Source organism: Parvibaculum sp. (genome assembly GCF_030651915.1).
Taxonomy (GTDB): Bacteria; Pseudomonadota; Alphaproteobacteria; order Parvibaculales; family Parvibaculaceae; genus Parvibaculum.
In genome coordinates this window covers 407,846-432,857 of the sequence record NZ_JAUSBV010000010.1, presented here as the reverse complement: position 1 = coordinate 432,857, position 25,012 = coordinate 407,846, and the positions used below count along the sequence as shown (strand labels likewise).

Below are 25,012 nucleotides of genomic sequence, written 5' to 3'. Positions count from 1 at the left end.
GCCCTTGTCCCGCTTCGCTTATGTCAACGGCCGCTATGTGCGCCATGCAGAGGCGGCGATCCATATAGAGGATCGCGGCTATCAGTTCGCCGATGGCGTTTATGAAGTCTGCGGCCTCCGCGGTGGCCGTTTCATGGACGAGGCGTTGCATCTGGAGCGCCTGGAACGGTCGCTGGCTGAACTGCGCATCGCCATGCCGGTGCCCGTACCGGCGCTGCGGCATATTCTGCGCGAAGTCGTGCGCTTGAACCGTATCTCGAATGGGCTTGTCTACATCCAGGTCACGCGCGGCGTCGCGCCGCGCGACCATCCCTTTCCCGCCACGCCGGTGCCACCCGCTTTGGTCGTCACCGCCAGGCGTCTCAATGAAGCGCGCATCGCCGCGGCGGTAGAGAAGGGCGTCGCCGTCGTGACCATGCCCGACATCCGCTGGGCCCGGCGTGACATCAAGTCGGTTTCCTTGCTGCCCAATATCCTGGCCAAGCAGGCCGCCCGCGAGGCTGGCGCCTATGAGGCTTGGCTGGTCGATCCGCAGGGCTTTGTCACCGAGGGCTCGTCGACCAATGCCTGGATCGTCGATGGCGACGGCCGTCTGGTCACACGGCCGGCAACCTGTGACATTCTGAATGGCGTTACCCGCCGGGTGTTGCTTGAGGCGGCAAAGGCCGAGGGTATCGAGGTGGTCGAGCGGGCCTTCACCCCCGAAGAGGCAAAATCGGCCCGCGAAGCTTTCATCAGCGCCTCCTCGGCGATCATCATTCCGGTGGTCCGGATCGACGGCGCTCCCGTAGGAAATGCGGAGCCCGGATTGCTGACGCTTCGCTTGCGCGAAGCCTATGGGCGCGTCGGGCACCTGACCTGAGTCCCCCAAACCCTCCAAATCGGCGGGAAGCGGGGCTAAATCGTTGCGATTGCGGGTGCGAAATTCAATTTCGCACTTGCAGCATGAATTGAAACACTCGACTGTATGTGTGAGAGCCGCAGCCCCGCGCCATTCCCCGGCCGGGTGCCAACAAAAAGCCGGTCCGCGCGGCGCAGGCCCGGCCCCACCAGCCTGATAAATGGGGTTTACCCATGAACGAGAAGACCCATAACCTCCAGGACACCTTCCTGAACCATGTTCGCAAGAACAAGACAACGCTGACCATCTTCCTGGTCAATGGTGTCAAGCTTCAGGGCGTCGTCACCTGGTTCGACAACTTTTGTGTGTTGCTCCGCCGGGACGGCCATTCGCAGCTCGTGTATAAGCACGCCATATCGACCATCATGCCGGCCCAGCCCGTTCAGCTATTCGAGCCTGAAACGAACGGCGAGGAGGCCTGAAGAGAGCAAGATTGAACGACGAAACAGAGATCGGCCATAGCGGACGCAAACGCGTCGAACGCGGTTCCGGCAACAAGCCGAAAGAACCGACGCGGACATTTGTATTGGTCCCCTGGCTGAAATCCCGCCCGAAAGGCGAAGGCAAATCCCCGCGCTCGCCTGAATCCCGCCTCGATGAGGCGGTTGGGCTGGCAGCAGCCATCGCGCTCGACGTGGTCGGCAGCGCCGTCATACCCCTTGCCACGCCACGGCCCGCCACCCTGTTCGGTCAAGGCAAGGTTGAGGAGCTGAAAGGCCAGCTCGCCGAGCTACGCGTCGAACTCGTTGTTGTCGACGGCCCGCTCGGCCCCGGTCAGCAGCGCAATCTCGAAAAGGCCTGGAACCTGAAGGTGCTCGACCGCACCGGCCTCATCCTCGAAATCTTCGGCGAGCGTGCCGGAACCCGCGAAGGCACGCTGCAGGTCGAGCTGGCACATCTGAACTACCAGAAAACCCGCCTCGTCCGCAGCTGGACCCATCTCGAGCGCCAGCGCGGCGGTTTCGGTTTTCTCGGCGGTCCCGGCGAAACCCAGATCGAAGCCGACCGCCGCCTGATCCAGGAACGCATCGCCAAGCTCGAACACCAGCTCGAAACGGTCAAGCGCACGCGCGAACTGCATCGCAAGAAGCGCCGCGAGGCGCCTTATCCGGTCGTTGCCCTGGTCGGCTACACCAATGCCGGCAAGTCGACGCTTTTCAATCGCCTGACCGAAGCCGGCGTCTTCGCCGAAAACCTGCTCTTCGCCACCCTCGACCCGACCATGCGGGCGCTCGTCCTGCCGAGCGGCCGCAAGATCATCCTCTCCGACACGGTCGGCTTCATTTCCGAATTGCCGACGCATCTTGTTGCGGCCTTCCGCGCCACGCTCGAAGAAGTGCTGGAAGCTGAAGTCATCCTCCATGTCCGCGATGCCGCGCATGAGGAAACCGCGCTCCAGAAAAAGGATGTCGAGCAGGTGCTCGCCTCGCTCGGCGTGACGAAGGAGTCGGCCACCGCCGGCGGTCAGCACATTGTCGATGTGCTGAACAAGATCGACCTCCTGGACGAGGAAGGGGCCGCCGCGGTCAACGCGGCATCGCGCGAACCGCTTTCCGTTGCCGTCTCGGCGCTGACGGGGCAGGGCGTCGATGACCTGCTGAAACTGATCGACAGCCTGATTGTCGACGACGAACGCGGTGTAACACTCGACATACCGGCGGGCGAGGGCGAGGCCATGGCCTGGCTGCACGCCAATGCGCATGTGCGCAAGCGCGAGGATGGCGAGGACGGCATTGTCCACCTCGAAATCGGTATGACACCAATGATGACCGGTCGGTTTGAAAAGCGCTTTCCGGCGCTGGCGCGTCGCCTCGGCGAAGCCGCGATCGACAAGATCGAAGCGGTTGAGTAACGCATAGAATGTCCATCCTCACAGAACAGGTCGCCGCCTTGATGCGGGAAGTGGCGGCACGCGAAATCATGCCGCGTTTCCGCGCCCTGGCGGAAGGCGATGTCGAGGAAAAGTCAAAGGGCGATCTGGTGACGATCGCCGACCGCGCCTCGGAAATCTGGCTGACGCCCCGCCTTGAGGCGCTGGTGGCCGGTTCGCATGTGCTGGGCGAGGAAGCCGCCGCCGCCGATCCGTCCCTGCTCGAGCGTCTCTCGGACGACAGGGCGCTCTGGACGGTCGATCCCGTCGACGGCACCGGAAACTTCGTTGCCGGCCGCGAAACCTTCGGCGTCATGGTGTCGCTGGTCGAGAGAGGCGAGACGACCCACGCCTGGATATATCTTCCGGTAACGGATGAAATCGCGGTTGCCGAGCAGGGTGCCGGCGCCTTCTGGACATCGGGCGGCGCGACGGAGCGCATGGCTTCGGGCCGCGCGGCGCCGGACCGTGCCGATCAATCGGCGAGCTTTTATGTCCGCTTCATGCCGGAGGATTGGAAGAACTCCATCGAACGCCATGCCGACGCCATCGGCCGCAAGGAATCAAATCTCTGCTCGGCCTTCGACTACACGTCGATTGCGCGCGGCCACCACGATTTCGTCACCTATTTTCGTATGCTGCCCTGGGATCATGTGCCGGGCACGTTGATCCTGCGTGAGGCGGGTGGTGTGGTACGCGACATCGAGACAGGCCTCGATTATGCGCCACGGATCCTGAAAGGGCCGCATCTTTTGGCCCGCGACGAGCAGAGTTGGCAGGAAACAGCGGCGCAAATCCGCGCGTTGCGCGCCCACCTCTAGCGTCGCTCTTCGCCTTTCGCCTCATCCCACAGCGCGTCCATTTCCTCCAGCGTCGATTGCGCGGGCGTCCGCCCCTGCGCCGCAAGCTTCTCTTCGATCCGACCGAAGCGGCGGCGGAACTTGGCGTTGGCGCGCCGGAGCGCCGCTTCCGGATCGATTTTCAGATGCCGCGCCAGATTGGCATAGACAAACAGCAGATCGCCCATCTCGTCTTCCAGCCGGTCGGCATCGCCGCCCTTGGCGACCTCCGCCGACAGTTCCAGCATTTCCTCGTTGAGCTTGTCGATCACCATCCGCGTTTCCGGCCAGTCGAAACCGACTCGCGCCGCGCGGTTCTGCAGTTTGACCGCGCGCGAAAGCGCCGGTAGCGCGAGCGGCACATCGTCGAGAATGCTGGCCGCTGCTCCGCCTTTGGCGGCGCGCTCCGCGGCCTTGATCTCTTCCCACCGGACCTTGACGGCGCCGGCCGCGCGCTGCCTCTCGTCGCCGAACACATGCGGATGCCGCCGCACCATTTTGTCGGAAATCGCCGCCGCTACATCCTCGAAATCGAACGCGCCTTGTTCGGCGGCCATCTGCGCATGGAACACCACCTGCAACAGCAGGTCGCCAAGTTCGTCCTTGATCTCTTCGATGTCGCCGCGCTCGATCGCGTCGGCCACCTCATAGGCTTCCTCAATCGTATAGGGCGCGATCGAGGAAAAATTCTGTTCGAGATCCCAAGGGCAGCCGCTTGTCGGGTCGCGCAGCCGCACCATGATCGAAAGCAGCCGGTCGATGGCACCTGTTTCCTCGGCCAAGAAGTCCCCCCTCTAGTCGCCGCTGCGGTCGACAATACCGCCGGCCGAACCGACCTGCACCACGGCCGCCGCGGCATCGCTTGCGGCATGCGACTTGTGTTCACCTTCGATGGCGCGAATGCGATCGCGCAAATTCTCCTGCGCCTTTCGGTCGAGCGGGAAGCCCCACATCACGGAGGCCGCCACCAGCATCGTGATCGCCGGCAGCGTCACATACATCGCCATGAACTTGTCGAGCGTCTCCGGCGAATTGCCACCGCCGGGCGTGAAGCCGATAAGATCGAGCAGGGGATAGGTGATGCCCACCGCCAGCGCCGCGCCGATCTTGGCGGTCATTGTCAGCAGCGAATAGTAAAGCCCGGTGCGCCGCTGCCCAGTCTCCAGATAATCGGTGTCGATCACATCGGCCATGATCGAGCGCAGCAGGAAGGAGCCGGCGCCATAAGCAATGCCGTAAAGCGAGTTGCCGATAAAGAGCCACCAGAATTCGCCGCGCGGAAAGAAGATGACAAGCGGCAGCGCCACCGAGCCATAGACCATCGCAATGGCGAGCGTCTTGTGCTTGCCGGCCATATGGCTGAGGCGGATCCAGAACGGAATGCCGACAAAGCCGAAAATGAAATAGACCAGCAGCAGCAGGCTCGCATAACGCGGTAGTTCCATCACATAGGCCGCGAAGAATATATAGAGCGAGCCCGTGATTGCCGGCGCGATATTGACCAGCAGATCGGCCACCAGAACCCGCTGCAACAGCCGGTTGCGCGCGATGATGCCCCAGGCCTTCTGCCACGGGATTTGCGCCTGCGGCGCGCTCTTGTGTTCGGGCGCCAGCCAGACCGCGAGCCCGACGGTGATCGGCAGCAGGATCAGGATGAACCAGCCCATCGCGGCAACTTTTTCACGCCCGCCGGCGCCGTCTTCCGACATGCCCTCGATGATCGCCGGCAGTGCCAGCACGGCGAACATGCCGAGGATCAGCAGGAATTCGCGCACGCCTTGAATGGTCGAGCGTTCGTCGTACTCGGCCGAAAGCTCGGCGCCCCACGACATGTGCGAAATGGTCAGCAGCGTCCAGCCGATATAGAGCACGAACATCCATGTCGCCAGATAGACCCAGGTCACGGGCGGCGACGGCATGAACAGCATATAGCCGGCAACCAGCAGGATCGGCGTCGACAGCACGATCCAGTGCCGCCGCCGTCCCCAGCGGCTGGGATAGCGGTCCGACACCATGCCCAGCACCGGGTCGGTGAACACATCCCAGAACCGTGCCAGCATGAAAATCGTGCCGGCAACGGTGAGGCCAAGTCCCATGTCGTGGCCATAAAAGGGCGGCAGATAAACGACAATCGGCAGGCCCAGCGCCGCCATCGGAATCGAGGGTAGGGCGAAGGCGCCGATTTGCCATCGCGTGACCTTCTTCTGTTGTTGCATTCGCTTCCCCTGGCCGGTGGCCAAATCGCTCCGCGTCCTTTATGGACATTCTTGTTGACGAATTGTCAGTCCGGCAAAAGAACCCGATTGCTGTGCATTTGTCCATCGTTTCCGGCTGCGGCCGAGGCTTTGTTCAGGCGAAATTCTCGTCGGCGACGAAAGGGTTGCTCCGCCGCTCGGCGCCGAAGGTTGAAAGCGGCCCGTGCCCCGGCACGAAGGTCACATCGTCGCCAAGAGGCCACAATCGCTCTCGGATTGATTGAACGAGTGCGCCATGGTCGCCACGTGGCAGATCGGTTCGCCCGATCGAACCCTGGAACAGCACATCGCCGACAAGGGCCAACCGCGACGGTTCATGGAAGAAGATCACATGCCCGGGCGTGTGGCCGGGGCAGTGGCGCACATCGAAGGTGAGGCCGGCGACCTCCACCGTGTCGCCATTTTCGAGCCAGCGGTCGGGCAGGAAGGCGCTGACCGGCGGAAAGCCGTATTGTGCCGCCTGGCGCGGCAGCGCTTCGATGAGAAAGAGGTCGTTCTTGTGCGGCCCCTCGATCGGCACGCCGAGTTCGCGCGCCAGATCGCCGGCCGCCGCCGCATGATCGAGATGGCCATGCGTCAGCAGGATCTTCTCGATGGCGACGCCGGCCTCGGTCGCCGCCGCCTTGATCCGCGCCAGATCTCCGCCGGGATCGCTGACGGCGCCGCGCATGTTTTCGTCGTTCCAGATCAGCGTGCAATTCTGCTGGAACGGCGTCACGGGAAGAATGGCAGCTTTGAGACTCATGGGAAAACTCTCGGAATGGCAATGTCGATGCCCGCAGGGTAGGGGCAGCGTTTCTTCTTGTCCAACCGGTCGGTGCGGCTTTCGTCGCGCCGGTCCGGACGCGGTACGTCCCGCAATGTGAAGCTGCGACACTGGCACCGCTGGACAGGTTCGCGGCCGCCGGACATTATGCCGGATGAAATCGGGAGAGAGCGCTCGTCGTCATGGCCGATTTTCGTACTGCGCATGAACACAGGAAATCGCACCAGCCGGTGCTGACGGAGGTACTCCGACATCATGCCGAACCGCTGCCGTCGCCGCTGAAGGCGGAGGAGTTTGGCGCGGCTTTTGCGCGGTTCGCCGACGCCCGTGTTATTCTGCTCGGAGAGGCATCGCACGGAACTGCTGAATTCTACAATGCGCGCGCCGCCATCACGCGTGAACTCGTCCGGAATCATGGCTTCAACATCGTGGCCGTCGAGGCCGACTGGCCGGACGCTGCACATATCGATCGCTATGTCCGCCATCATGCAGCGCGGCCGGGCCGAGGCGAGGCCTTCTCCCGTTTTCCCGTCTGGATGTGGCGCAACCGGGAAGTCATGGCCTTTGCCGATTGGCTGCGCGTCTGGAACGAAACGCGGGCGCCGGAGGCACGTGTCTCATTCCATGGTCTCGATGTCTACAGCCTCGGCGAATCCATTTATGCGGTGCTCGCTTATCTGGACCGCGTCGATCCGGAGGCCGCGATGCTGGCGCGGCGGCGCTACGGCTGCCTGACACCTTGGCAGGACGAGCCGGCATATTATGGTCGCGCGGTCCTCTATCAGGGCAAGGAGTCTTGCGAGGAGGATGTGGTCGGACAGCTCAAGGACATGCTCGCGCGCCGCCTCGACTATGTCCGCGAAGACGGCGAGGCCTGGTTCGATGCTGCGCAGAATGCGCGGGTTGTGCTTGCGGCCGAACACTATTATCGGATCATGTATCGCGGTTCGACCGAGTCGTGGAATCTGCGTGATCGCCACATGTTCGACACCCTGACCGCGCTTATGGCGGCGCGCGGTCCCGATGCGCGCGCAATTGTCTGGGCGCATAACTCCCATATCGGCAATGCGTCGGCGACATCCATGGGCTGGCAGGGTGAATTCAACATCGGCGAGCTCTGCCGCTCGGCCTTCGGTGACAGAGCGGTGGCCATCGGCTTCGGAACGGATCGCGGAACCGTAGCGGCAGCCAGCGATTGGGGCGCACCGATGGAGTTGAAGAGCGTTCTGCCGGCGCGGACCGACAGCTATGAATATGCCTTCCGTAAGACAGGCGTCTCCCGTTCGCTGACGGATTGGCGGGGCGTGGCGCGGCGCGGTCTGGCAGAAGCCTTGCGCGAGCCGATGCTCGAGCGGGCGATCGGCGTGATCTACCGTCCCGAAAGCGAGTTTCTCAGCCACTATTTCGAGGCCGTGTTGGCCGACCAGTTCGATGCTTATGTCTGGTTCGAGGAAACGACGGCGGTGACGCCGCTGGCGGCTGGGCGTCCACGTGGCGCGCCCGATACCTATCCATTCGGGCTTTGACGAACATGACCACCGCATCCGAACCACGCACCGTCGAGATCGGACCGCAGAGACTTCAGGGATTAATGGGTCTGCCGGAGAACCCGAAGGGTTTGGTGATTTTCGCGCATGGCAGCGGCAGCGGTCGCCTGAGCCCGCGCAACAACTATGTCGCCGCTGCTTTGCGTAAGGCCGGGCTGGCGACGCTGCTGCTCGATTTGCTGACACCGGCTGAGGAACGGGATCGCCGCAATGTGTTCGATATCCCGCTGCTTGCCGGCCGCCTGCTGCTGGCGACCGACTGGGCCGCGGCCCGAGCCGACACCTGCCGGTTGAGCGTCGGCTATTTCGGAGCCAGCACCGGCGGCGGGGCCGCGCTCGTGGCTGCGGCGGAGCCGGGTGCGCGCGTCGCGGCGGTCGTCTCGCGTGGCGGGCGACCCGATCTGGCCGGTCCGGCGCTGGCGCATGTGCGCGCGCCCGTGCTGCTGATCGTCGGCGGGCTCGACGGTCCGGTGATCGGCATGAACCGCGATGCCCTGGCGCAATTGCGGACCGAGAAGGAACTCGTCATCGTCCCCGGTGCTGGACACCTGTTCGAGGAACCGGGAACGCTCGACCAGGTCGTGGATCACGCGATCCGCTGGTTTCTGGCTCATTTGCTGCCACTTTCGGAGAATTGATATGCCGACAATGCGCGCGGATGCCGATGGTCGGCTGTTTCAGGATCGCCGCGATGCCGGACGGCGCCTTGCGGCGGCCTTGGGCAAATATGCGAACGAAGATCCCGTCATCCTTGCGCTGCCGCGCGGCGGCGTGCCGCTTGCCTTCGAAATTGCGAAGGCATTCCAGGCCGAACTCGACCTTCTGTTTGTGCGCAAGATCGGCGCGCCGGGCCAGCCGGAACTCGGGATCGGCGCCGTGGTCGACGGTCTGCATCCGCAACTGGTGCTGAACGAGCGCCTCGCGCAACTCACGCAGGCCAGCGACACCTATGTGAACGCGCAGATGGCGCGGGAACTCGACGAGATCGAGCGCAGGCGGAAAGCCTACAAGAAGGGCGCGCCGCCGGCCGATGTCGAGGGCCGGGTCGTCATCGTGGTCGACGATGGCATCGCCACAGGCGGCACGGTCAAGGCGGCGCTGAGCGGCATTGGCCGGAGCCATCCGGCCCGGCTGGTGCTGGCCGTACCGGTGGCGCCGTCGGAGACCATCGAGGAATTGAAGGCGCTGGCGGACGAGGTCGTCTGCCTCGCGATGCCGGAACCGTTTCGCGCCGTCGGTCTCCACTATGTGGACTTCACTCAGACCTCAGACAGCGAAGTCGAGGAATTGCTGGAGGCGGCGAAGGCCTGGCGGAACAAGAACCGGCAGGACAATGCGTGAGAACGGGCCGCATGCCGTCCAACCGCCGCTACTGTGCGGTATAGCCGCCATCGACGACCGTTTCAGCGCCGGTGACGAACTTTGCCTCATCGGACACGAGGTAGAGAACGGCATAGGCAACATCGTCGGGCTCGCCGACATGACCGATCGGATGCGCCGCATCGGCCATCTTGCGTCCTTCCTCGAGATCGCCCAGCGACTTCAGATGGTTCTCCACCATCGGCGTCCATATATAGGCCGGATGCACCGAGTTGACGCGAATCCCGAGCTTCTCCCGTCCGCAATAAAGCGCGACGGCCTTGGTGTAGGTCGAAACGGCACCCTTTGAGGCGCAATAGGCGCTGACTTCGGCAATGCCGACAAGCCCGGCGATTGACGACAGGTTGACGATCGAACCCGTACCCGGATTGGCCGCCATCATCGTCCGCATGGCGTGCTTGGTTCCGAGAAAGACGCCGTCGAGGTTGATCGACATCAGCCAGCGCCAGCTTTCGAGCGTCTGCTCGTGCGGCGCGCAGGCGCGGACGACGCCGGCATTGTTGACCAGAGCATCGAGCCGTCCGTGAGCGGCGACGGTCTGTTTCATGACTTCTTCCCATGCGCCTTCATCGGCGACATCGTGATGCAGGTAGAGGGCGTCGCCACCTTCCTTGCGGATGCCGGCGGCCACCGCTTCGCCTTCCGCATCCTTCAGGTCGGTCAGAACGACCTTGGCGCCCTCGCGGGCGAGCAGCCGCGCCGTCGCTTCGCCGAGCCCCATGGCGCCACCTGTAACGATGCAAACCTTTTGATCCACGCGTCTCATCTGCTTCTCCCGGGTTGAAGGGTGATGCCGCACGACACGATGCGGCTTCGGATTGATCATGTCGCAGAGCTTCTTTCGGCAAGATAGGCCACAGCGCCGCCAAGCGTGGTGAGCTTGATCGCATCGGCCTCCGGAATGTCGACGCCAAGCCGCTGATGCAGGGCGATCAGCAGATTCATGATGTCCATGGAGTCGAGATCCACCGCATCGCGCAGATCGGCCGTGTCCGGCACGCCGTCGAGATCGATGTCGGGCGCGATGGACATCAGTTCCTCGATGAAGATGTGTCTCAGCTGATCGCGCGTCACAATGCCTCCGGAACCTGCAGCAGTTTGTCGATTTCACGCAGAAACAGCGCGCCGCGCCGGCCATCGCTGACGCGATGATCGGCGGCCAGCGTGGCGCAGACGGTCGGCACCGCATCGACGCCGTTTTCGGTCGCAAGGGCACGCATGGCCACCGTACCGAAACCGACAATCGCGACCTGCGGCGGATAGATGACGCCGAAGACCGTGTCGACGCCGCGCTCGCCGAGGCTGGTGACCGTGATACCGGCATCGGTGAATTCCGAACTGCGCAGCCGCCCGCTGCGCACCCGCGCCACCAGGTCGCGCGCTTTGGCCATCAGCTCTTCCAGCGACAGCCGGTCGACATCGTGCAGCGCCGGCGCCACCAGCCCGCCGCCGCGCATCGCCACGGCCATGCCGATATGGACGGCGGGGGCCGGCGCGAAGGCCTCGTTCTCGTAGCGCCCGTTGAATTCGGGAAACCGCGTCAGCGCCAGCGCGCTGGCCTTGAGCAGCAGCATGCCGATCAGCACCCGCTCTTCGGGCGGACGCTGCGCATTGAGCTCGTCGAGCCAGCCGCTGGCCACGCGCATGTCGATCGTATGGCTGAGGTAGTAATGCGGAATCTCGCGCTTCGAGCGCGACATGGCCGCGGCGATCGCCTTGCGCATTTCGTCGACGTCGAAGCCGCGGCGCGCCGGTCCCGTCGTCTCTGCTGTTTTGGTCGGGGCGGCCGGGCGCGCGCCCGGCGCGGGTTGCGGCGCCTTCCCGCCGGCCACGTCGTCGCGCACCACCGCACCGTCGGGGCCCGTGCCCTGGATACCGGCGAGATCGATGCCGCGTTCGGCGGCGAGCTGCCGCGCGGCGGGAGAGGCCCGGACCCGGCCGGCCGGTGCGGCCTTTGCAGCCGGTGCAGCTTCCACGGCCGGCGCCGTTTTCTCGCGCGCTGTCGCCGCCACGGCGGGCGTTTCGATTGTCGGGGCCGCCGGTCGTTCGGGCAGCGTTTCCGCGGCCGGCTCCGCTGCCGCTTTCGCGGACGGTGCGGGCGCAGCCTTGGCCGCTTCTGTTTCCCCGGCGGTCGCCGCCGGGCCGTCGAGCTCGGCCAGCGGCGCTCCGACGGCGATTGTGTCGCCCGGCGCGGCGAGCAGGCGGGTGATGGTTCCGCTCTCGAAGATTTCGATCTCGATGGCGCCTTTCTGGGTCTCGACGACGGCGACGATATCGCCGCGGCTGACCCGGTCGCCGGGCTTGACGTCCCATTCGACCAGCACACCGTCATCCATGTCGGCGCCGAGTGAGGGCATCTTGAAAATGCTCACGCGGGCTCCCCCTGTTTGCCCAGCGCGGCGCGCGCGGCGGCAATGATGGCGGGCACTTGCGGCAACGCGGCTTCTTCCAGATGCCGCGGGTAGGGGATCGGTACCTCGGCGGAACAGACCCGGCCCACCGGCGCATCCAGCTCCCAGAAAACCTCCTCCATGATCTGTGCCGAAATCTCGGCGGCAAGGCTGCCGGTCCGCCAGCCTTCATCAACGATCACCGCGCGCCGCGTCTTCCGCACAGAGGACAGAAAGGTATCCGCGTCGAGCGGCCGCAGCACCCTGAGATCGACCACTTCGGCCTCGATGCCGTCTTCGGCCAGCAGCGCCGCGGCCTCCAGCGTCTTCCACAGGCTCCCGCCATAACTGATCAGTGTGATGTCGCGGCCTTCGCGACGGATCGCGGCCGAGCGCAGATCGACGGCGGCGCTGCGGTCCAGCGTTCCTTTCCGGTTGTAGAGCATCACATGCTCGAAAAGGATCACCGGATCCGGATCCTCGAGCGCCGGCGCCAGCATCGAATAGACATCCTGCACGGTCGCGGGCGCCAGCACACGCAGCCCCGGCACATGCGCATACCAGTTTTCGAGACTGTGCGAATGCTGGGCCGCCAGCTGCCGGCCGGCGCCGGTCGCCATCCGGATCACGACCGGCACGTTGAACTGCCCGCCCGACATGTGCCGCAGCGTGGCTGCGTTGTTGACGATCTGGTCGAGTGCCAGCAAGCTGAAATTGACGGTCATGATCTCGACGATCGGCCGCATTCCGCCCATCGCCGCGCCGATGCCGGCGCCGGTAAAGCCCGACTCCGAAAGCGGCGTATCGCGCACCCGTTCGGGACCGAACGTCTCCAGCAGTCCCTTGGTCACCGCATAGGTGCCGCCATAATGGCCGACATCCTCGCCCATGATGAAGACGCGCGGGTCCGCCGCCATGGCGTCGTGAATGGCAGCCCCCGCGGCCTCGCGATAGGTGATCTCTTCGCTCACGGCACGGCCCCCACATGATCGAGCAGCGTCTCGATCGCTTCCCACTCGCTCGCTTCGGCAAAGGCGACTGCCGCGTCGATTTCCTGCGCCACGTCGGCCTCGATCGCATCGATATCGGCCTGATGCAGAATGCCCGCATCGAGGACCCAGCCCTGGAAGCGCACGATCGGTCCTTTCTTCTCCCGTTCCTTGACTTCGTCCTTGGAGCGGTAGAGCTGCGGATCGAACATCGAATGGGCGCGGAATCGATAGGTCCGGCATTCGAGGAAATAGGGCCCGTCGCCGGCCCGCACGGTCGCCACGGCGCGCCGCGCGGCGGCTTCCACTTCGACGATGTTCATGCCGTCGACCGCTTCCGAGGGCATGCGATAGCTGGCCGCCTTGGCGTGAATGTCGGTTTCCGATTCCGAGAGATCGAGTCTTGTGCCCATCGCATAGAAATTGTTTTCGCAGACGAACAGCACCGGCAGTTTCCACAGCGTGGCGAGGTTCATGCTTTCGTGAAACTCGCCCTCGGCGGCGGCGCCTTCGCCGAAGAAACAGGTCGTCACGCGCTCCCGGCCCTGCATCCGGTCGGCAAGCGCGAGCCCCACCGCCAGCGGCAGGCCGCCGCCGACAATGGCGTTGCCGCCGACAAACCGCTTCTCGGCATCGAAGATATGCATCGACCCGCCGCGCCCGCCGGAGCTGCCGTCGCGCTTGCCATACATCTCCGCCATCACCTTGTTCATCGGCAGGCCGCGCGCCAGCGCATGCCCATGTTCACGATAGGTGGCGAGAACGGCATCGTCCGCCTCCAGCGCATCCATCACGCCGACGGCGATCGCCTCCTCGCCGATATAGAGATGCAGGAAGCCGCGAATCTTCTCCTGCGTATAGAGCTCGGCGCATTTCTCCTCGAAGCGGCGGATGCGGATCATCTGCTGCAGCAGATGCTGGCAATGCGCGCGTGTCAGACGGGGATGCGTCGCCTCGGTTTTTCCGGCGGTCAAGCGAATGCCTCCAGCGTGGACGTGTCGCCTTCGGGCAGCCCGAGCTCGCGCGCCTTCAACAGGCGCCGCATGATCTTGCCGCTGCGTGTCTTGGGCAGGCTTTCGGCGATGGCGATGATGCGCGGCGCCACGGCCGGCCCGAGTGTCTTGCGCGCATGCGCCATGATCTCCTTTTCGAGATCGTCGCTGGCCGTGTAGCCGCGATGGAGTGTCACGAAGGCCTTGACGATTTCGCCGGCCCGGTCGTCGGGAACGCCGATCGCGGCCGCTTCGGCGACGGCAGGGTGCTCCACAAGGGCGCTTTCGACCTCGAAGGGTCCGATGAAATGTCCAGCCGACTTGATCATGTCGTCGGCACGGCCGACGAACCAGTAATAGCCGTCTGCATCGCGGCTGGCGAGATCCTCGGTCAGGTACCAGCCATCGGCGAAACATTTCCGGTAGCGTTCCGCCTCGTCGAGATAACCGCGAAACATCGACGGCCAGCCGCTGCGCAGCGCCAGTTCGCCCGGCGTGTCGGGCGCGGTGATTTCCCGCACGCCGCCATCGGGAAGGCGCTCCACGATACCGGCCGTGATGCCGGGCAGGGGGCGGCCCATCGATCCGGGCTTGATATCGCCGGTGGCATAATTCGCCAGCATGATCGCGCCGGTTTCGGTCTGCCACCAATTGTCGTGAAAGGCGCGGCCGAAGACGTCCTGGCTCCACAGCACGGCCTCTGCATTCAGCGGCTCGCCGACACTGGCCAGAAAGCGCAGCGCCGAAAGATCGTATTTCGACGCCAGTTCGGCGCCGGCCCGCATCAGCATGCGAATGGCCGTCGGCGCGCTGTACCAGACGGAAACCTTCTGATCCTGCAAAATCTGATACCAGCGCGCGGCGTCGAACTCGGCTTCGTCGACGATCATCGTCGTCTGGTTCGTCAGCGGTGCGATGATCCCGTAGGAAGTCCCGGTTACCCAGCCGGGATCGGCGGTGCACCAGACGATGTCGTCCGGATGCAGGTCGAGCGCCAGCTTGCCGGAAATGTGATGCGCAAGCACGGCCTGATGAACATGGATGGCGCCCTTCGGCTTGCCGGTCGTGCCGCTGGTGAAATGCAGCAGCGCTGGGTCCTCGGGCGCGGTCGCCACGATGCCGGGCCCGTCGGTTGCCTGCGCCATCAGCGCGTCGAAGGAATGGACATCGTCCGGCAGCGCTTCGGAAATGGGGCCGACGATCAGCACATGCCGCAGCGCCGGAAGCTCCTGGCGAATGGGAACGATCTTGCGCTTGTAGAAAGTCTCGGTCGTGAGCAGAACGCGGCAGGCGCCGATCTGCATGCGCGCCTTCACGGGCTCGGGGCCGAAGGCGGGGAAGAGCGGCGAGTAGACGGCGCCGGCCTTCAGCGTTCCCAGCACCGCGGCATAGAGTTCGGGCACGCGGCCCAGCAGCGAGAAAACGCGTTCGCCTCTCTCGACGCCGAGCTGGTGGAGCAGGGTGGCGAAGCGGTCGCTCTGCGTCTTCAGCTCCGCATAGCTGATCGGCCGCACCGTGCCGTCTTTCGCGATCCAGCGAATGGCCGTCTTGTCGCCGGCGCCATGCAGTACATGCCGGTCCACCGCTTCATGGGCGATATTGAGCTTGCCGCCGGGAAGCCCGTCGAGTTCGGCCTGCGCGTCGGCCCAGCGAAAGCGGGCGCACAGTGCCGGATAGTCCTCGACATTGGGTTGTCGGTCGGGCGATGGGGCCTGATGGATGATCGGATGTTTTGTCATTCGAATCTCCCTCGCGGCGACGCCCCGATATGAGGCCATGATGGGCGGTCGCCGGATTGCGATCAACACATCATCGCGGCCTGCGACAGCAGGTCACCCGAGCCGCAATATGCGGTCGCCTGTTATGCGTGACCTGCCGGTCTCGCGACGTTAGGCTGCCGAAAAGGACAGGAGTCTCCCATGCCGAGCAAATTCGAGATCAGCCGTCGCCACCTGATGATGGGCGCGGGGCTGGCGGCAACCGCTGTCGGAGCCGGCGGCTTTCAGGCGCGCGCTGAAGAAAATTCAACCGCGCCGGACCTTTCCGGCAAGTCGATCCTCATTACCGGCTGTTCCTCGGGCTTTGGCCGTCTCGGTGCCGAGCATTACGCGCGGCTGGGGGCAAAAGTATTTGCCACGATGCGCAATCTGCCGCGTCCGGAGGCCGACGAATTGATGGCGCTTGCGGCAAGCGACGATCTCGACATCACCGTGATCGAAATCGACGTGACCTCGGACGCGCAGGTCGAGGCCGGTGTTGCGAAGGCGCTGGCGGCGGCCGGCGGATCGATCGATGTTCTGGTCAATAATGCCGGCATCGCGCTTTCCGGGCCGATCGAAGTCCAGGACATGGAAGCGACGCAGCTGATCTTCGACACCAATGTCTTCGGTCCGCAACGGATGATCCGCGCCGTACTTCCGGCCATGCGCGCGGCCGGCGCCGGGCAGGTCTTCAACATTTCGTCCCAGCTGGGCCGCCTCATCGTCCCGGGCCTCGCGCAATATTCGCCAACCAAGTTCGCGCTCGAGGCGCTCAGCGAGCAGCTCGCCTATGAGACGGTCACGCAGGGCATCGAAGTGACGATCATCGAGCCCGGCGGCTACCCGACGAAGATCTGGGAAAACTCCGTTGCACTGTCGGCCGCGCTGAAGGCCCGGACGCCGGAGGAATTGCTCGCCGCCTATCCGCAGATGACAGCGTCCATGGGTGTGGCAAGCGGAGGCGGCGGCGACACGGATCCAATGGACATTCCGCGCGCGATCGCCGGGATCATTGCGATGCCGGCGGGCCAGCGTCCCTTGCGGCGCGCCGTGCACCCGGTTGCGCGCCCGCAGGAACCCATCAACGAGGTGTCGGCGCAGCAACAACTGGCAATGCTCGGCGGTTCGCCTTACGGCCCGCTGATCAAGGCGGTCCTGAAACGTTAGGTCGGGTGGGCTGGGGCGGCATCCTGTGCAGGAAAGACGATAGGACATGAATGACGACGCTAAGGCGGTCCGCGTGCTGGCCGCGTTGTCCGACGGCGATGCACCGCATCCCATTCGTCACTACCTGTATGTGCCGACCGGTGAAGCTGCCGTCGATGTCGCGAAAGAACTCCAGGCCCGCGGCTTCAACACCGAGGAGCGTCCGGGAGCGGATGGTGTGAACTGGCTCGTGCTGGTGCATCACGAGGCGGTGCCAACGGAACGGTTGATGCTCTCGATGCGTCGTTCCATGGAGGCCTTGGTTGCCAGGGTTGGCGGTCAATACGATGGCTGGGAAGCAGAGGTGCTGCGCGACAGGCCAACCGTGCATTGACTCGTTGCGGTAATGCGCTTGCCGACCGGCACGCTGGAAACCGGACCGTTTGAAGCTGGAAAATTCCGGTTTGTCGTCTTTGGCCGGAGAGGAGGCACGCCCCCGCACAACCATATCCATTTCTCCGATAATATATAGTCCATTTTACATAGATGTTACTTTTCGGCGGCCTGACGGTGGCAGAACAATGCTTATGGTGCCTCCGCTCGATTTGAACACAAGTGATTTGGTCTAAGTCTAGACCTTGTGCGGAGCATCGCCTGTAAAGCCATATTTAGCGGCATCGGATTGCCGGATACGAGCTGCGCCAGGCGCGAGCTGGTTAGATCTGTGCAATCTCCGATCGGAGATCCGCGGCGATTTTCGCGCGCAAGAAAATAACGGCCAATCATAGCGATTTTCCCCCGTGGCAGCGGCTCGTTTGAGTCGAGGCACAGTATCCGCGCCGACTTGAACGGCAAATGAACGTGTGAGCGATCTTGATGCCCCCGCAGAAAGCGCGTGGCGGCGATGATCTGTCCGTACCCCGGAAAGCCCTGACATCGCCGCCGCCGCCGAGGCGGGGCAGGTGCCAGAGCAACGCGGGGAAAAACGATGCTCGTAATTGACGAATTGCCGGGCGTGACAGCGCCCCTCTATACGCCACCCTTCCAAAAACAAATCCGCTATATGAGCGCGGCCGGCGCTGTTCTCTTGATCGAGGACGCAACCGAGATATTCGACCGCGCCGAAGCGGCCGGACGATGCGGCGCGGCGGCCGTCGATGTTTTCGCGCGCCTACAGCGCCCGGACAATGCGGCGGAAGTTCAAACCCTGTGCTATTGGCCGACGGAAGGCCGATGGGTCATCACGTCGCGCTTTAACTTTGAGATTGCGCGCCAGTTCGCGGCGGCAAAGACGGCCGAAGAACGTGCGCGCTCGCGCCGCTTCGCCGCGATGCAACGCGGGAGGGACTGGTAATGTCCGGCCCCGTCAAATTCGGCTGCGGCCTCTGCAAGTTTTCCGATTTCGCGACCGGCGCAACGTCTGGCGAGTGTCGCCGCAATGCGCCGCGCATTGACAGCTATGGCGGCGCGCAATGGCCTCTTGTTGCGGTAGGCGACTGGTGTGGCGATGCGCGCCCGCGCGAACCGCAAGGCGGCGCGCAATGACCGCGCTCAAGCTCGATCTCACCGCCGCACAACTCGAAGAGCTATTCGAGAAAGCGAACGGTCGCGGGAAAAAGGCAACCGTCGACCGTGCCGCGCTCATGTCGCTGCTGATCGACTATCAGCGGATGCGCGACACGTTCGGACGCGGCGAGCTGACCTTGCCGGAAGGCGGCGCGTGATGTGCATGTTTCGCGATCCTATGAATTTCATTCCCTCATCGCGCGCAATGTCGCTCTACATCGCGCGCTATATGACGGCAGACGGTCGGCAATATGACGTGCGGGCAATCGAGGCCGCCGACGACGCGGCGGCGCGCCGCATTGCTGACAAGTGGGACTGTGACGGTGAAATCATCCTGTTGCGCGTCCGCGACGTTGTTTTTCTCGACCACCACAAGCGGCCCGGTGCCGCGCCTTGATAGACACGCAAACAGACTTTCCAGAGGACGTGCTGCATCTGCGGAAAGAGCGGCACGAATTACGCGACCGGGCGGGGCAGCTTCTCGACGCGGCGGCGGATCGAAGCGAGCCGGGCCGCGTCTCACGCTGCGGCCGTCGCCGCACAGGGCCGACTGTCGAGGTATGGGTTAACCCGGAAGGCGGAGCGCATTTTCGCGGGGTTGAGACGTGCGGAAGCATATGGACGTGTCCGGTCTGCGCCTCGAAAATCGCAACGCGGCGAACCGCTGAAGTCGAGGCGCTGACCGAAGCGCATATGGCGGCGGGCGGCGGATTGTATATGGCGACACTCACGCTTCGCCATATGGCTTTCCAGTCGGCCGAAGGGCTGCGCTGGCAGGTGACGCGGGCTTGGGAAAAAGCGCAACAGGGCGGCGCATGGCTGCGCCTCAAGGCCGATCTCGGCATCATCGGCACAGTGCGCGCGCTCGAAGTGACGCACGGCAAAAGCGGCTGGCATCCCCATTTGCATGTCCTGATTTTCACAGGCGGCACACTGTCCGAAAAGCGCCAGGACGATCTAGAGGCCGCACTATGGGCGCGATGGTCAAGCGCGGTGCGGCGCGTCGGCGGAACATGCAACCGAAAGGCTTTCCATCTTCGCGAGGCGTCATCGGCTGGCGCTGGCGCGGCCTATGTCGCGAAGTGGGGCGCGGGGCAGGAAATCGCCAAGGGCGCACAGAAAGACGCGGCCGGGCAAAGCGTATGGGACTTGCTCAAGGCGAGCGAGCATGACGCGCGGGCAGGGCGGCTCTTTGTCGAATTTGCCACGGCCTTCAAAGGTGCGCGCCACCTGACATATGCGCGCGGCCTTCGCGAGTGGTACGGCCTGCGCGATGCAGCGCCCGACGAAGAATTGGCGCTTGAGGGCTTCCAACATTCCGAAGTGATCGACACGGCGACGGGCGAAATCATCGCGCAACAAACGGGCCGCGTTGCCGTACTCGACAGCGGCACATGGAACCGCGTCGTTCGCCTGAAACTGACGGCCGACATTCTTTCCGCCGCGATCAAGGGCGGGACTGAGGCCGTCGAGTTTTTGCTATCGCAACACGACTGCCAATCCTATTTCGACGCGCGCGAAATGCCCGCGCCGAATTACCGCCCGCCGCCCGCACCCAGAAAACGCGCATTCGATCCCGGCGGCTTCGGCTCGATGGCCGAAGTGATGGACGCGCTCAAAGCCCACAAGGAAAAACACCTATGACCTGCAAGCCGAAAAAGACGGCAAAGCCGAAGCCGAAAGCGGCGGCGAAGCCGAAGGCGAAAGCGCCGGCCAAACCGCGCGCGACGGCCGCACCGAAGCCGAAGGGCGAGGCGCGCGTCAAGCATCATGCCGAACCGAAGCCGGGTCCGAACCGGCAAGCGAGAGGCTGGCGCGACGGCCGACCGACCGGATATGTCGATGGCAAGTGAAATCATCGGCCTCGGCGAGTGCATCAATTGCGATGCGACCGTCGAATTCAAAATGAACGTCGCTGGCCGGGCGTTCTATCGCTGCAATGGTAGCGCCGATCCGAAACGGCGGGCCTGCGGCCTTGAGGTCAAGGCGTTCGGGTCCGCCGATACTGCCAAGATCGTCGCCACTCTGAAAAAGGAAAGCGAAAATGCCGTCAAAGCTGGACGCGAAGCTCGCGGCAAGTCGGCCGCGAACCGAAAGCCCGAACCCGCCGCCGACAACGAACCCGCCGCCGACGCTGAACGAGAGCGAGCCGACGATCTCGCGGGTTCCCTCCTCGGGCGATGATCTCGACACGTCGCACCTGGACGAATTGTCCGCCGAGATCGAGCGGGAGGAAGCGGCGGCGGATGGTGAGGCCACATATGTCGCGCGCGACGATGCAGCGGCCGGGCTGATACCCAAAGACGATTTCTTTGCGATGTTTCAGCTTTGCTTCCATGCGCCAAACCTTGTGCCGGTGTCGCCATTCCCGCTCGAAAGTCTGCCGATAAAGCCGGACGAAATGCAGGCCGCGCGCGCCGCCTCTGACGCGATCTATGACATTGCGTCCGAAACGGCGTATCTGCGTTGGCTTGTCGAGCCGGGCTCACTGTGGATGCAACGCGCGCTCGCAATCTTGCCGTTTGTCGGCGTGAAGTTGTGGGCGATCCGGGCCGAACTTGCTTCCCGCAAGCCCGCGCCCGCCGATACCGGAATGCCGGAACCGTCCGCACAGGCGGCGGCGATGGCTGCCGAAACAGGCGAGCCGAAAACCGATGCCTCAACCGTGATCGAGCTGGCGGCATGAGAAAAGATGCCGAGTTGATCCAGATTTTCGGGCGGCGCGGCTCTGGCAAATCGACGCTAACCAAGGGCCTGCTGAAAGGCAGGCCCAAGGTTGTCGTATTCGATCCGCGCGCGGAGTATGTCGGCAGCGGGTGGACCGTCACACACTCGCGGACGGAATTGCTCAAGGCGATGCGGCGCGGATGGTCGCGCGGCTTTCGGATTGCATATGTGCCGCCGTCCGGTGACGAAATCGAGGCGCTGCACAAGCTGACGCTCATATGCTGGGCGGCGCAATCGCCATATGAGGATGGCCGCGACACGCGCAAGCTGACACTCGTTGTCGAGGAAGCCGATTTGTCGTATCCGTCGCGGCAATTGCCGGTGCATCTTTCCGGCATGACGCGCGTCGTTAATCAGGGACGCCATGTCGGCATCGAGTGCATCGCGGTGTCGCAACGCCCGGCGCAAATTTCCGCGACCTATCGGGCCAACGTGGCAACGTCCTACCTGTTCGCGCTGGCGGCGGATGTAGACCGACAGGAAATGCTGCGACTGATCGGCCGCGACTATGCGGACCGCCTGCGGACCCTCCCGGCGCACCGCGCGCTTGTGCATGAAAATGGACAGGTCCGCGCAATCGAGGTCCGCCAAAACGGCCAAATTCGCCCGATTTCCATATGACATATGAAGTCGCTTTCCGTTTGCCAAAGCGCCCGCGCCGGGCGTCCATCGCGGCATGGACGAAGCGGTAGTGAAAGCCATTCTGGTGACGGCAATAGGGAGTGCGCTCGGCGCGCTGGCCTATCATTTTGTCATCCTGCCGTGGGCTCAAAACACCTTCTCAACGAACGGATGAGACACCATGCCGACGAAAGCTGAAATCCGCCTCGCGCTGATCCTGTCCGCCACCATCGTGGCGACGGGCATCCTGATGAACATGATGAAGGACTATTCCTTCATTCAGAAGGCGACGGCTGGTTACGGCGCTTAAGCGCCGCGCCGTCCCGTCCCTCCGTACACAGAAGGAAATCAGTCTATGTCGCAATTCATGCGCACCGTGCCTCTTGCCACGATCAACGGCGTGGCCTCGCCGGGCCGGGCTACAATCGACATGCCCGCCGACCGTCGCTATCACTGCATCATGCTGGAGTATCGCGAAAACGGCGTGCTCGTGACGCAGGCCAACATGGAACTGGCGCTGACGAATATCAGCATCCGGCTCGATGGCACGGCGCAGCGCGAATTCTCGGCGGCACAGCTCAACGTCATGAACGCGCTTCGCGGCATGGCCTATCAGAACGGCCGCCTGTTCATCTGGTTCCGCGAGCCCTGGCATTCCCGCTTGGAGGATCAGGACCGCATGGCGTGGTCGCTTCAGCGCAACGCGCAGACGTTCCAGATCGAAGTCGACATTGCGGCGGGCCGGACCAATCCGACGCTGACCGCCTCGGCTGTGGTCGACAACGTGGTCGCGCCGCTCATCATGCGCAAGACGCGCCGCCTCAACGTGCCGGTTACGTCAACCGGCGTCCGCACCGAAGCCAACATGCATCGGAGCATCGGCGACTATTCGATGCTGCATTGCTTCGAGGCGACGGCGAACGACATTTCGGCCGTCAAGGTCTATGTCGATCAGGTGCTCGCGTTTGACCGGACGCGGCTGCTCAACAATGCGGTGTTGACCGCGCGCGGCTTCACGCCTGCCGCCGCCGTGTTCCATATCAATTTCGAGGAATTCGGAACGCCTCTCTTGCCGCTTCCGATGCGGCGCGGCGATGGCGGGGCGGTCGGCGAGTTGCGTTTCGACTTTGACATGGCCGCCGCCGCAAGCTTCAACATTCTGGCGGAATATATCGGCGCGAGGGACTAGCCATGTCGGCAAATGTGCCCGGAGCCGCACCGCCGCAACCGTCCAATGATGTTTTCTCGGGCGGGTGGCTCGGGGTTCTGTTTGGCGGTGCGAAGGAAATTCTTTCGACAACGCAGCAGCATCAGTTGGCGAAAATGACCCTCAAGGCGCAGGGCAATTCGCTGGCCGCGCCGCCGAACTATCAGACTGTCCCGCCCGCGCCTTATGCCTATTCGGCCGGGCTACCTTGGGACACGATAGCGCTTGCGGCGGGCGCTGGCCTGCTCGCGATCTATCTTCTGCGGAGGTAGACCATGCTCCCTCTTGCTTCGATGATGGGCGGCGGAATGTCCCTCGACATGGGCTCATCCGGCTTCGCTGATGGCGCGTCGAATGCGCATAGCAATTTCAACACGGGCGCTTTTGCGGTTGGCGGCGGTAACGCTGCGTCCGGGGAAGCTTCCGTGTTGCAAAGCTGGATGCCGGTCATTCTGATCGTCGCCGCAATCGTCGCGCTCGGCATCGTCGGGAGGCGCTTCACGTGAGGGTCAACGTCGATCATCCTTACACGGCGGAAGTCGCGGCGATGTTGCTGGCGACCGCGCCGCTCGATTTCCCGATGGGCGATCTTGAGGCGCAGCATTCGGCCGGCGATGTGCATTTTGCCGTTGCGGAGAGCGAGGGCGAAGCGGCTGCGGCCGTCGCGTGGCGCGTCTCGGGTGACTTGCTCGAAATCATCGGCCTGAATGCCGAGGGTCATGCGCTGGCGATCCGCGCGCTATGGGCGGCACTTCAAGAGCGCCGCCGCGCCGATGGCTTGCGGGCGATCATGTGCATGGTCGAGGTCCGCAAAATGCAAATGATCGTCGCTCGTCTCGGCATGTCGCCGCGCGCGGTCATGTATGTGGAGGCGGCGTAATGTGCCTTTCGTCATCCTCGAAGTCATCGAGCAAGCAAGAGACGCAGACCATCAATCGCGATGAACGCATCGCGGCCGATGGGGCGTCAACCATCTATTCGTTGAAAGACCTTGCGAGCGGCAAGGACTCGTCGGTGAGTATCGTTCTGAACGACATGTCGGGTGACGCCTTGTCGTCGGCGCTCGCATTCAGCGGCAATGCTCTCGATGGCGGGTTTGATCTTGCGCAGGGTATTTCGGCGGGCGTGCTGGATTTTGCGAAAGACGTTCTGGGCTTCGCGGCGGACAATGCCGATCGATCGGTTAGCTTCGCGGCGGCAACGCAGGCGAGCTATGCGGACGCGGTGCGCAGCGAGTGGACGAACGATCTAACCGAAGTCATCAACAATGCGCTGAATGTCGTGCTGATCGTCGGCGCGCTTTATGTCGCCGCACAGGTGCTTAAATGAGCGCGGCCTTTCCGACCTGTCAGGACATTTTTTTCACGCTCGCGGCGGGTGCTGAACAGGTACACGCGGCAGATGCCGAAATGCTGGCGATCATTTCCGCGACCGATGCTTTCTTGATCTCGTTTGACAGCGGGCCGTTCCAAATCGCGCAACCGGGCCTCTCGTACCAAGGCCGGCCGGACGCTTCGGGCGCGCGCCCGCGCTTTGGACAGCTTCGCTTCCGAAATCCGACCGCTGCGCCGATTGATATTGTTGTGCAGGTGTCGAATGGCGACATTTTCGACAATCGCGCGATTTTCGGCACGGGAAGTGTGCCCGTTGTGCCCGGCGTCGGCGCGCAATTCGATGTTGTCCAGGCATCGTCTTGGGTCGTCAGTTTCGCCGCCCCTCAGGCGGTGTTGCAGTCCGGCGCATGGAATGTCGGTCTGACGGGAACCTATCTGCCGCGTGAGCAGGTGTCTGTCACGATATCAAACACGGCCAACCTGTCATGCACCGCGACTGCGGTGACGCTGATTTCGGCGGCGACGGCCGCGCGCGCGCGTTATGTGCTTGAGCATCTTGGAACCGAGACCATGTACATCAAGACGGCGAACACAAACAACGACAACGGCATTCCGATCCGGCCGGGTGAGCGCCTCGAAATCGAAGCGAACGGCGCGCTTAATATCCGCAATCCGGCCGCCTTCGCGCAGACGATCCGTCGCGCTGAAATTACGTGGTAGGG

The 25,012-nt window shown here is 63.7% G+C and carries 33 protein-coding genes; 24 read left to right on the top strand and 9 right to left on the bottom strand.

What is annotated here, in order from left to right; translation table 11 throughout:
- The first annotated feature begins 4 nt into the window (after positions 1-4).
- From Q7V31_RS16170 to Q7V31_RS16155, 4 genes are all read left to right on the top strand, one after another.
- Positions 5-862, top strand: coding sequence for a D-amino-acid transaminase (locus Q7V31_RS16170; protein WP_304735801.1), 858 nt, complete (start codon positions 5-7; stop codon positions 860-862).
- 212 nt (positions 863-1,074) lie between these two features.
- A complete protein-coding gene (gene hfq / locus Q7V31_RS16165; RefSeq protein WP_293510532.1) occupies positions 1,075-1,323 on the top strand; it encodes an RNA chaperone Hfq in 249 nt (82 codons plus the stop codon).
- A gap of 11 nt (positions 1,324-1,334) precedes the next feature.
- A complete protein-coding gene (gene hflX, locus Q7V31_RS16160) occupies positions 1,335-2,753 on the top strand; it encodes a GTPase HflX (RefSeq protein WP_370690671.1) in 1,419 nt (472 codons plus the stop codon).
- A gap of 8 nt (positions 2,754-2,761) precedes the next feature.
- Positions 2,762-3,592, top strand: coding sequence for an inositol monophosphatase family protein (locus Q7V31_RS16155; protein WP_304735796.1), 831 nt, complete (start codon positions 2,762-2,764; stop codon positions 3,590-3,592).
- Here the strand turns inward: Q7V31_RS16155 and mazG are convergent.
- The 3 genes from mazG to Q7V31_RS16140 form a co-directional block, all read right to left on the bottom strand.
- Positions 3,589-4,392 carry a nucleoside triphosphate pyrophosphohydrolase gene (gene mazG, locus Q7V31_RS16150; protein WP_304735794.1) on the bottom strand — a complete coding sequence of 268 codons (804 nt, stop codon included), beginning with the start codon at positions 4,390-4,392 and terminating at the stop codon, positions 3,589-3,591. The two genes, Q7V31_RS16155 and mazG, sit on opposite strands and share 4 nt — an antisense overlap.
- 12 nt (positions 4,393-4,404) lie before the next feature.
- The gene (locus Q7V31_RS16145) at positions 4,405-5,826 is read right to left on the bottom strand and encodes an MFS transporter (protein WP_304735792.1); all 1,422 of its coding nucleotides are present in this window, start codon (positions 5,824-5,826) and stop codon (positions 4,405-4,407) included.
- A 133-nt stretch (positions 5,827-5,959) separates the two neighbouring features.
- Positions 5,960-6,610, bottom strand: coding sequence for an MBL fold metallo-hydrolase (locus tag Q7V31_RS16140; protein ID WP_304735790.1), 651 nt, complete (start codon positions 6,608-6,610; stop codon positions 5,960-5,962).
- A 203-nt stretch (positions 6,611-6,813) separates the two neighbouring features.
- Here Q7V31_RS16140 and Q7V31_RS16135 point away from each other — a divergent pair, with 203 nt between their 5' ends.
- The 3 genes from Q7V31_RS16135 to Q7V31_RS16125 are packed head-to-tail and all read left to right on the top strand — an operon-like array spanning position 6,814 to position 9,519.
- Entirely contained in the window at positions 6,814-8,157 is a 1,344-nt protein-coding gene (locus Q7V31_RS16135; protein ID WP_304735787.1) for an erythromycin esterase family protein, read from the top strand.
- A gap of 5 nt (positions 8,158-8,162) precedes the next feature.
- Positions 8,163-8,816, top strand: coding sequence for a dienelactone hydrolase family protein (locus Q7V31_RS16130; protein WP_304735784.1), 654 nt, complete (start codon positions 8,163-8,165; stop codon positions 8,814-8,816).
- 1 nt (position 8,817) lies between these two features.
- Complete coding sequence (locus Q7V31_RS16125) at positions 8,818-9,519, top strand: phosphoribosyltransferase (protein ID WP_304735783.1); 702 nt, start codon at positions 8,818-8,820, stop codon at positions 9,517-9,519.
- 28 nt (positions 9,520-9,547) lie between these two features.
- Here the strand turns inward: Q7V31_RS16125 and Q7V31_RS16120 are convergent, their stop codons facing one another.
- From Q7V31_RS16120 to acsA, 6 genes are read right to left on the bottom strand one after another with little or no spacing between them, the layout of a single operon-like run.
- A complete protein-coding gene (locus Q7V31_RS16120; RefSeq protein ID WP_304735781.1) occupies positions 9,548-10,324 on the bottom strand; it encodes a glucose 1-dehydrogenase in 777 nt (258 codons plus the stop codon).
- Positions 10,325-10,380: 56 nt separating this feature from the next.
- Positions 10,381-10,632 carry an acyl carrier protein gene (locus Q7V31_RS16115; protein ID WP_304735779.1) on the bottom strand — a complete coding sequence of 84 codons (252 nt, stop codon included), beginning with the start codon at positions 10,630-10,632 and terminating at the stop codon, positions 10,381-10,383.
- Positions 10,629-11,930, bottom strand: a complete 1,302-nt coding sequence (locus Q7V31_RS16110) for a dihydrolipoamide acetyltransferase family protein (RefSeq protein WP_304735776.1) — start codon at positions 11,928-11,930, stop codon at positions 10,629-10,631. Before Q7V31_RS16110 ends, Q7V31_RS16115 begins: the two co-directional genes overlap by 4 nt.
- The gene (locus Q7V31_RS16105; protein ID WP_304735774.1) at positions 11,927-12,919 is read right to left on the bottom strand and encodes an alpha-ketoacid dehydrogenase subunit beta; all 993 of its coding nucleotides are present in this window, start codon (positions 12,917-12,919) and stop codon (positions 11,927-11,929) included. Before Q7V31_RS16105 ends, Q7V31_RS16110 begins: the two co-directional genes overlap by 4 nt.
- The gene (pdhA, locus tag Q7V31_RS16100) at positions 12,916-13,911 is read right to left on the bottom strand and encodes a pyruvate dehydrogenase (acetyl-transferring) E1 component subunit alpha (RefSeq protein ID WP_304735772.1); all 996 of its coding nucleotides are present in this window, start codon (positions 13,909-13,911) and stop codon (positions 12,916-12,918) included. The genes Q7V31_RS16105 and pdhA overlap by 4 nt, the downstream gene beginning before the upstream one ends.
- Positions 13,908-15,668 (bottom strand): acetate--CoA ligase, encoded by a 1,761-nt coding sequence (gene acsA, locus Q7V31_RS16095; protein ID WP_304735770.1) that lies wholly within the window; start codon positions 15,666-15,668, stop codon positions 13,908-13,910. The genes pdhA and acsA overlap by 4 nt, the downstream gene beginning before the upstream one ends.
- 180 nt (positions 15,669-15,848) lie before the next feature.
- Between acsA and Q7V31_RS16090 the strand changes: the two genes are divergently transcribed.
- The 17 genes from Q7V31_RS16090 to Q7V31_RS16010 all read left to right on the top strand — a co-directional run bounded on the left by Q7V31_RS16090 (position 15,849) and on the right by Q7V31_RS16010 (position 25,010).
- Positions 15,849-16,856 (top strand): SDR family NAD(P)-dependent oxidoreductase, encoded by a 1,008-nt coding sequence (locus Q7V31_RS16090; RefSeq protein WP_304735767.1) that lies wholly within the window; start codon positions 15,849-15,851, stop codon positions 16,854-16,856.
- A 46-nt stretch (positions 16,857-16,902) separates the two neighbouring features.
- Positions 16,903-17,229, top strand: a complete 327-nt coding sequence (locus Q7V31_RS16085; RefSeq protein WP_304735765.1) for a ribonuclease E inhibitor RraB — start codon at positions 16,903-16,905, stop codon at positions 17,227-17,229.
- 594 nt (positions 17,230-17,823) lie between these two features.
- Positions 17,824-18,189, top strand: a complete 366-nt coding sequence (locus tag Q7V31_RS16080) for a hypothetical protein (protein WP_304735762.1) — start codon at positions 17,824-17,826, stop codon at positions 18,187-18,189.
- Complete coding sequence (locus tag Q7V31_RS16075; protein WP_304735760.1) at positions 18,189-18,380, top strand: hypothetical protein; 192 nt, start codon at positions 18,189-18,191, stop codon at positions 18,378-18,380. The genes Q7V31_RS16080 and Q7V31_RS16075 overlap by 1 nt, the downstream gene beginning before the upstream one ends.
- A complete protein-coding gene (locus tag Q7V31_RS16070; RefSeq protein WP_304735759.1) occupies positions 18,377-18,559 on the top strand; it encodes a hypothetical protein in 183 nt (60 codons plus the stop codon). Before Q7V31_RS16075 ends, Q7V31_RS16070 begins: the two co-directional genes overlap by 4 nt.
- Positions 18,560-18,564: 5 nt before the next feature.
- The gene (locus tag Q7V31_RS16065; protein WP_304735757.1) at positions 18,565-18,798 is read left to right on the top strand and encodes a hypothetical protein; all 234 of its coding nucleotides are present in this window, start codon (positions 18,565-18,567) and stop codon (positions 18,796-18,798) included.
- A gap of 29 nt (positions 18,799-18,827) precedes the next feature.
- A complete protein-coding gene (locus tag Q7V31_RS16060) occupies positions 18,828-20,045 on the top strand; it encodes a protein rep (RefSeq protein ID WP_304736037.1) in 1,218 nt (405 codons plus the stop codon).
- The gene (locus tag Q7V31_RS16055) at positions 20,042-20,254 is read left to right on the top strand and encodes a hypothetical protein (protein WP_304735755.1); all 213 of its coding nucleotides are present in this window, start codon (positions 20,042-20,044) and stop codon (positions 20,252-20,254) included. Before Q7V31_RS16060 ends, Q7V31_RS16055 begins: the two co-directional genes overlap by 4 nt.
- Positions 20,255-20,445: 191 nt before the next feature.
- Positions 20,446-21,087, top strand: coding sequence for a hypothetical protein (locus tag Q7V31_RS16050; protein ID WP_304735753.1), 642 nt, complete (start codon positions 20,446-20,448; stop codon positions 21,085-21,087).
- Positions 21,084-21,749: a hypothetical protein gene (locus Q7V31_RS16045; RefSeq protein ID WP_304735752.1), complete on the top strand. Its 666-nt coding sequence runs from the start codon at positions 21,084-21,086 to the stop codon at positions 21,747-21,749. Before Q7V31_RS16050 ends, Q7V31_RS16045 begins: the two co-directional genes overlap by 4 nt.
- Positions 21,750-21,930: 181 nt before the next feature.
- Positions 21,931-22,059 (top strand): hypothetical protein, encoded by a 129-nt coding sequence (locus Q7V31_RS16040; RefSeq protein WP_304735749.1) that lies wholly within the window; start codon positions 21,931-21,933, stop codon positions 22,057-22,059.
- A gap of 45 nt (positions 22,060-22,104) precedes the next feature.
- Positions 22,105-22,938, top strand: a complete 834-nt coding sequence (locus tag Q7V31_RS16035) for a major capsid protein P2 (RefSeq protein WP_304735747.1) — start codon at positions 22,105-22,107, stop codon at positions 22,936-22,938.
- A 2-nt stretch (positions 22,939-22,940) separates the two neighbouring features.
- Positions 22,941-23,228 carry a hypothetical protein gene (locus tag Q7V31_RS16030; protein WP_304735743.1) on the top strand — a complete coding sequence of 96 codons (288 nt, stop codon included), beginning with the start codon at positions 22,941-22,943 and terminating at the stop codon, positions 23,226-23,228.
- Positions 23,229-23,231: 3 nt separating this feature from the next.
- Positions 23,232-23,462 carry a hypothetical protein gene (locus Q7V31_RS16025; protein ID WP_304735741.1) on the top strand — a complete coding sequence of 77 codons (231 nt, stop codon included), beginning with the start codon at positions 23,232-23,234 and terminating at the stop codon, positions 23,460-23,462.
- Positions 23,459-23,836, top strand: a complete 378-nt coding sequence (locus Q7V31_RS16020; RefSeq protein ID WP_304735738.1) for a hypothetical protein — start codon at positions 23,459-23,461, stop codon at positions 23,834-23,836. Before Q7V31_RS16025 ends, Q7V31_RS16020 begins: the two co-directional genes overlap by 4 nt.
- Entirely contained in the window at positions 23,836-24,285 is a 450-nt protein-coding gene (locus Q7V31_RS16015) for a hypothetical protein (RefSeq protein WP_304735737.1), read from the top strand. Before Q7V31_RS16020 ends, Q7V31_RS16015 begins: the two co-directional genes overlap by 1 nt.
- Positions 24,282-25,010 (top strand): hypothetical protein, encoded by a 729-nt coding sequence (locus tag Q7V31_RS16010; RefSeq protein WP_304735736.1) that lies wholly within the window; start codon positions 24,282-24,284, stop codon positions 25,008-25,010. The genes Q7V31_RS16015 and Q7V31_RS16010 overlap by 4 nt, the downstream gene beginning before the upstream one ends.
- Positions 25,011-25,012 lie beyond the last annotated feature (2 nt).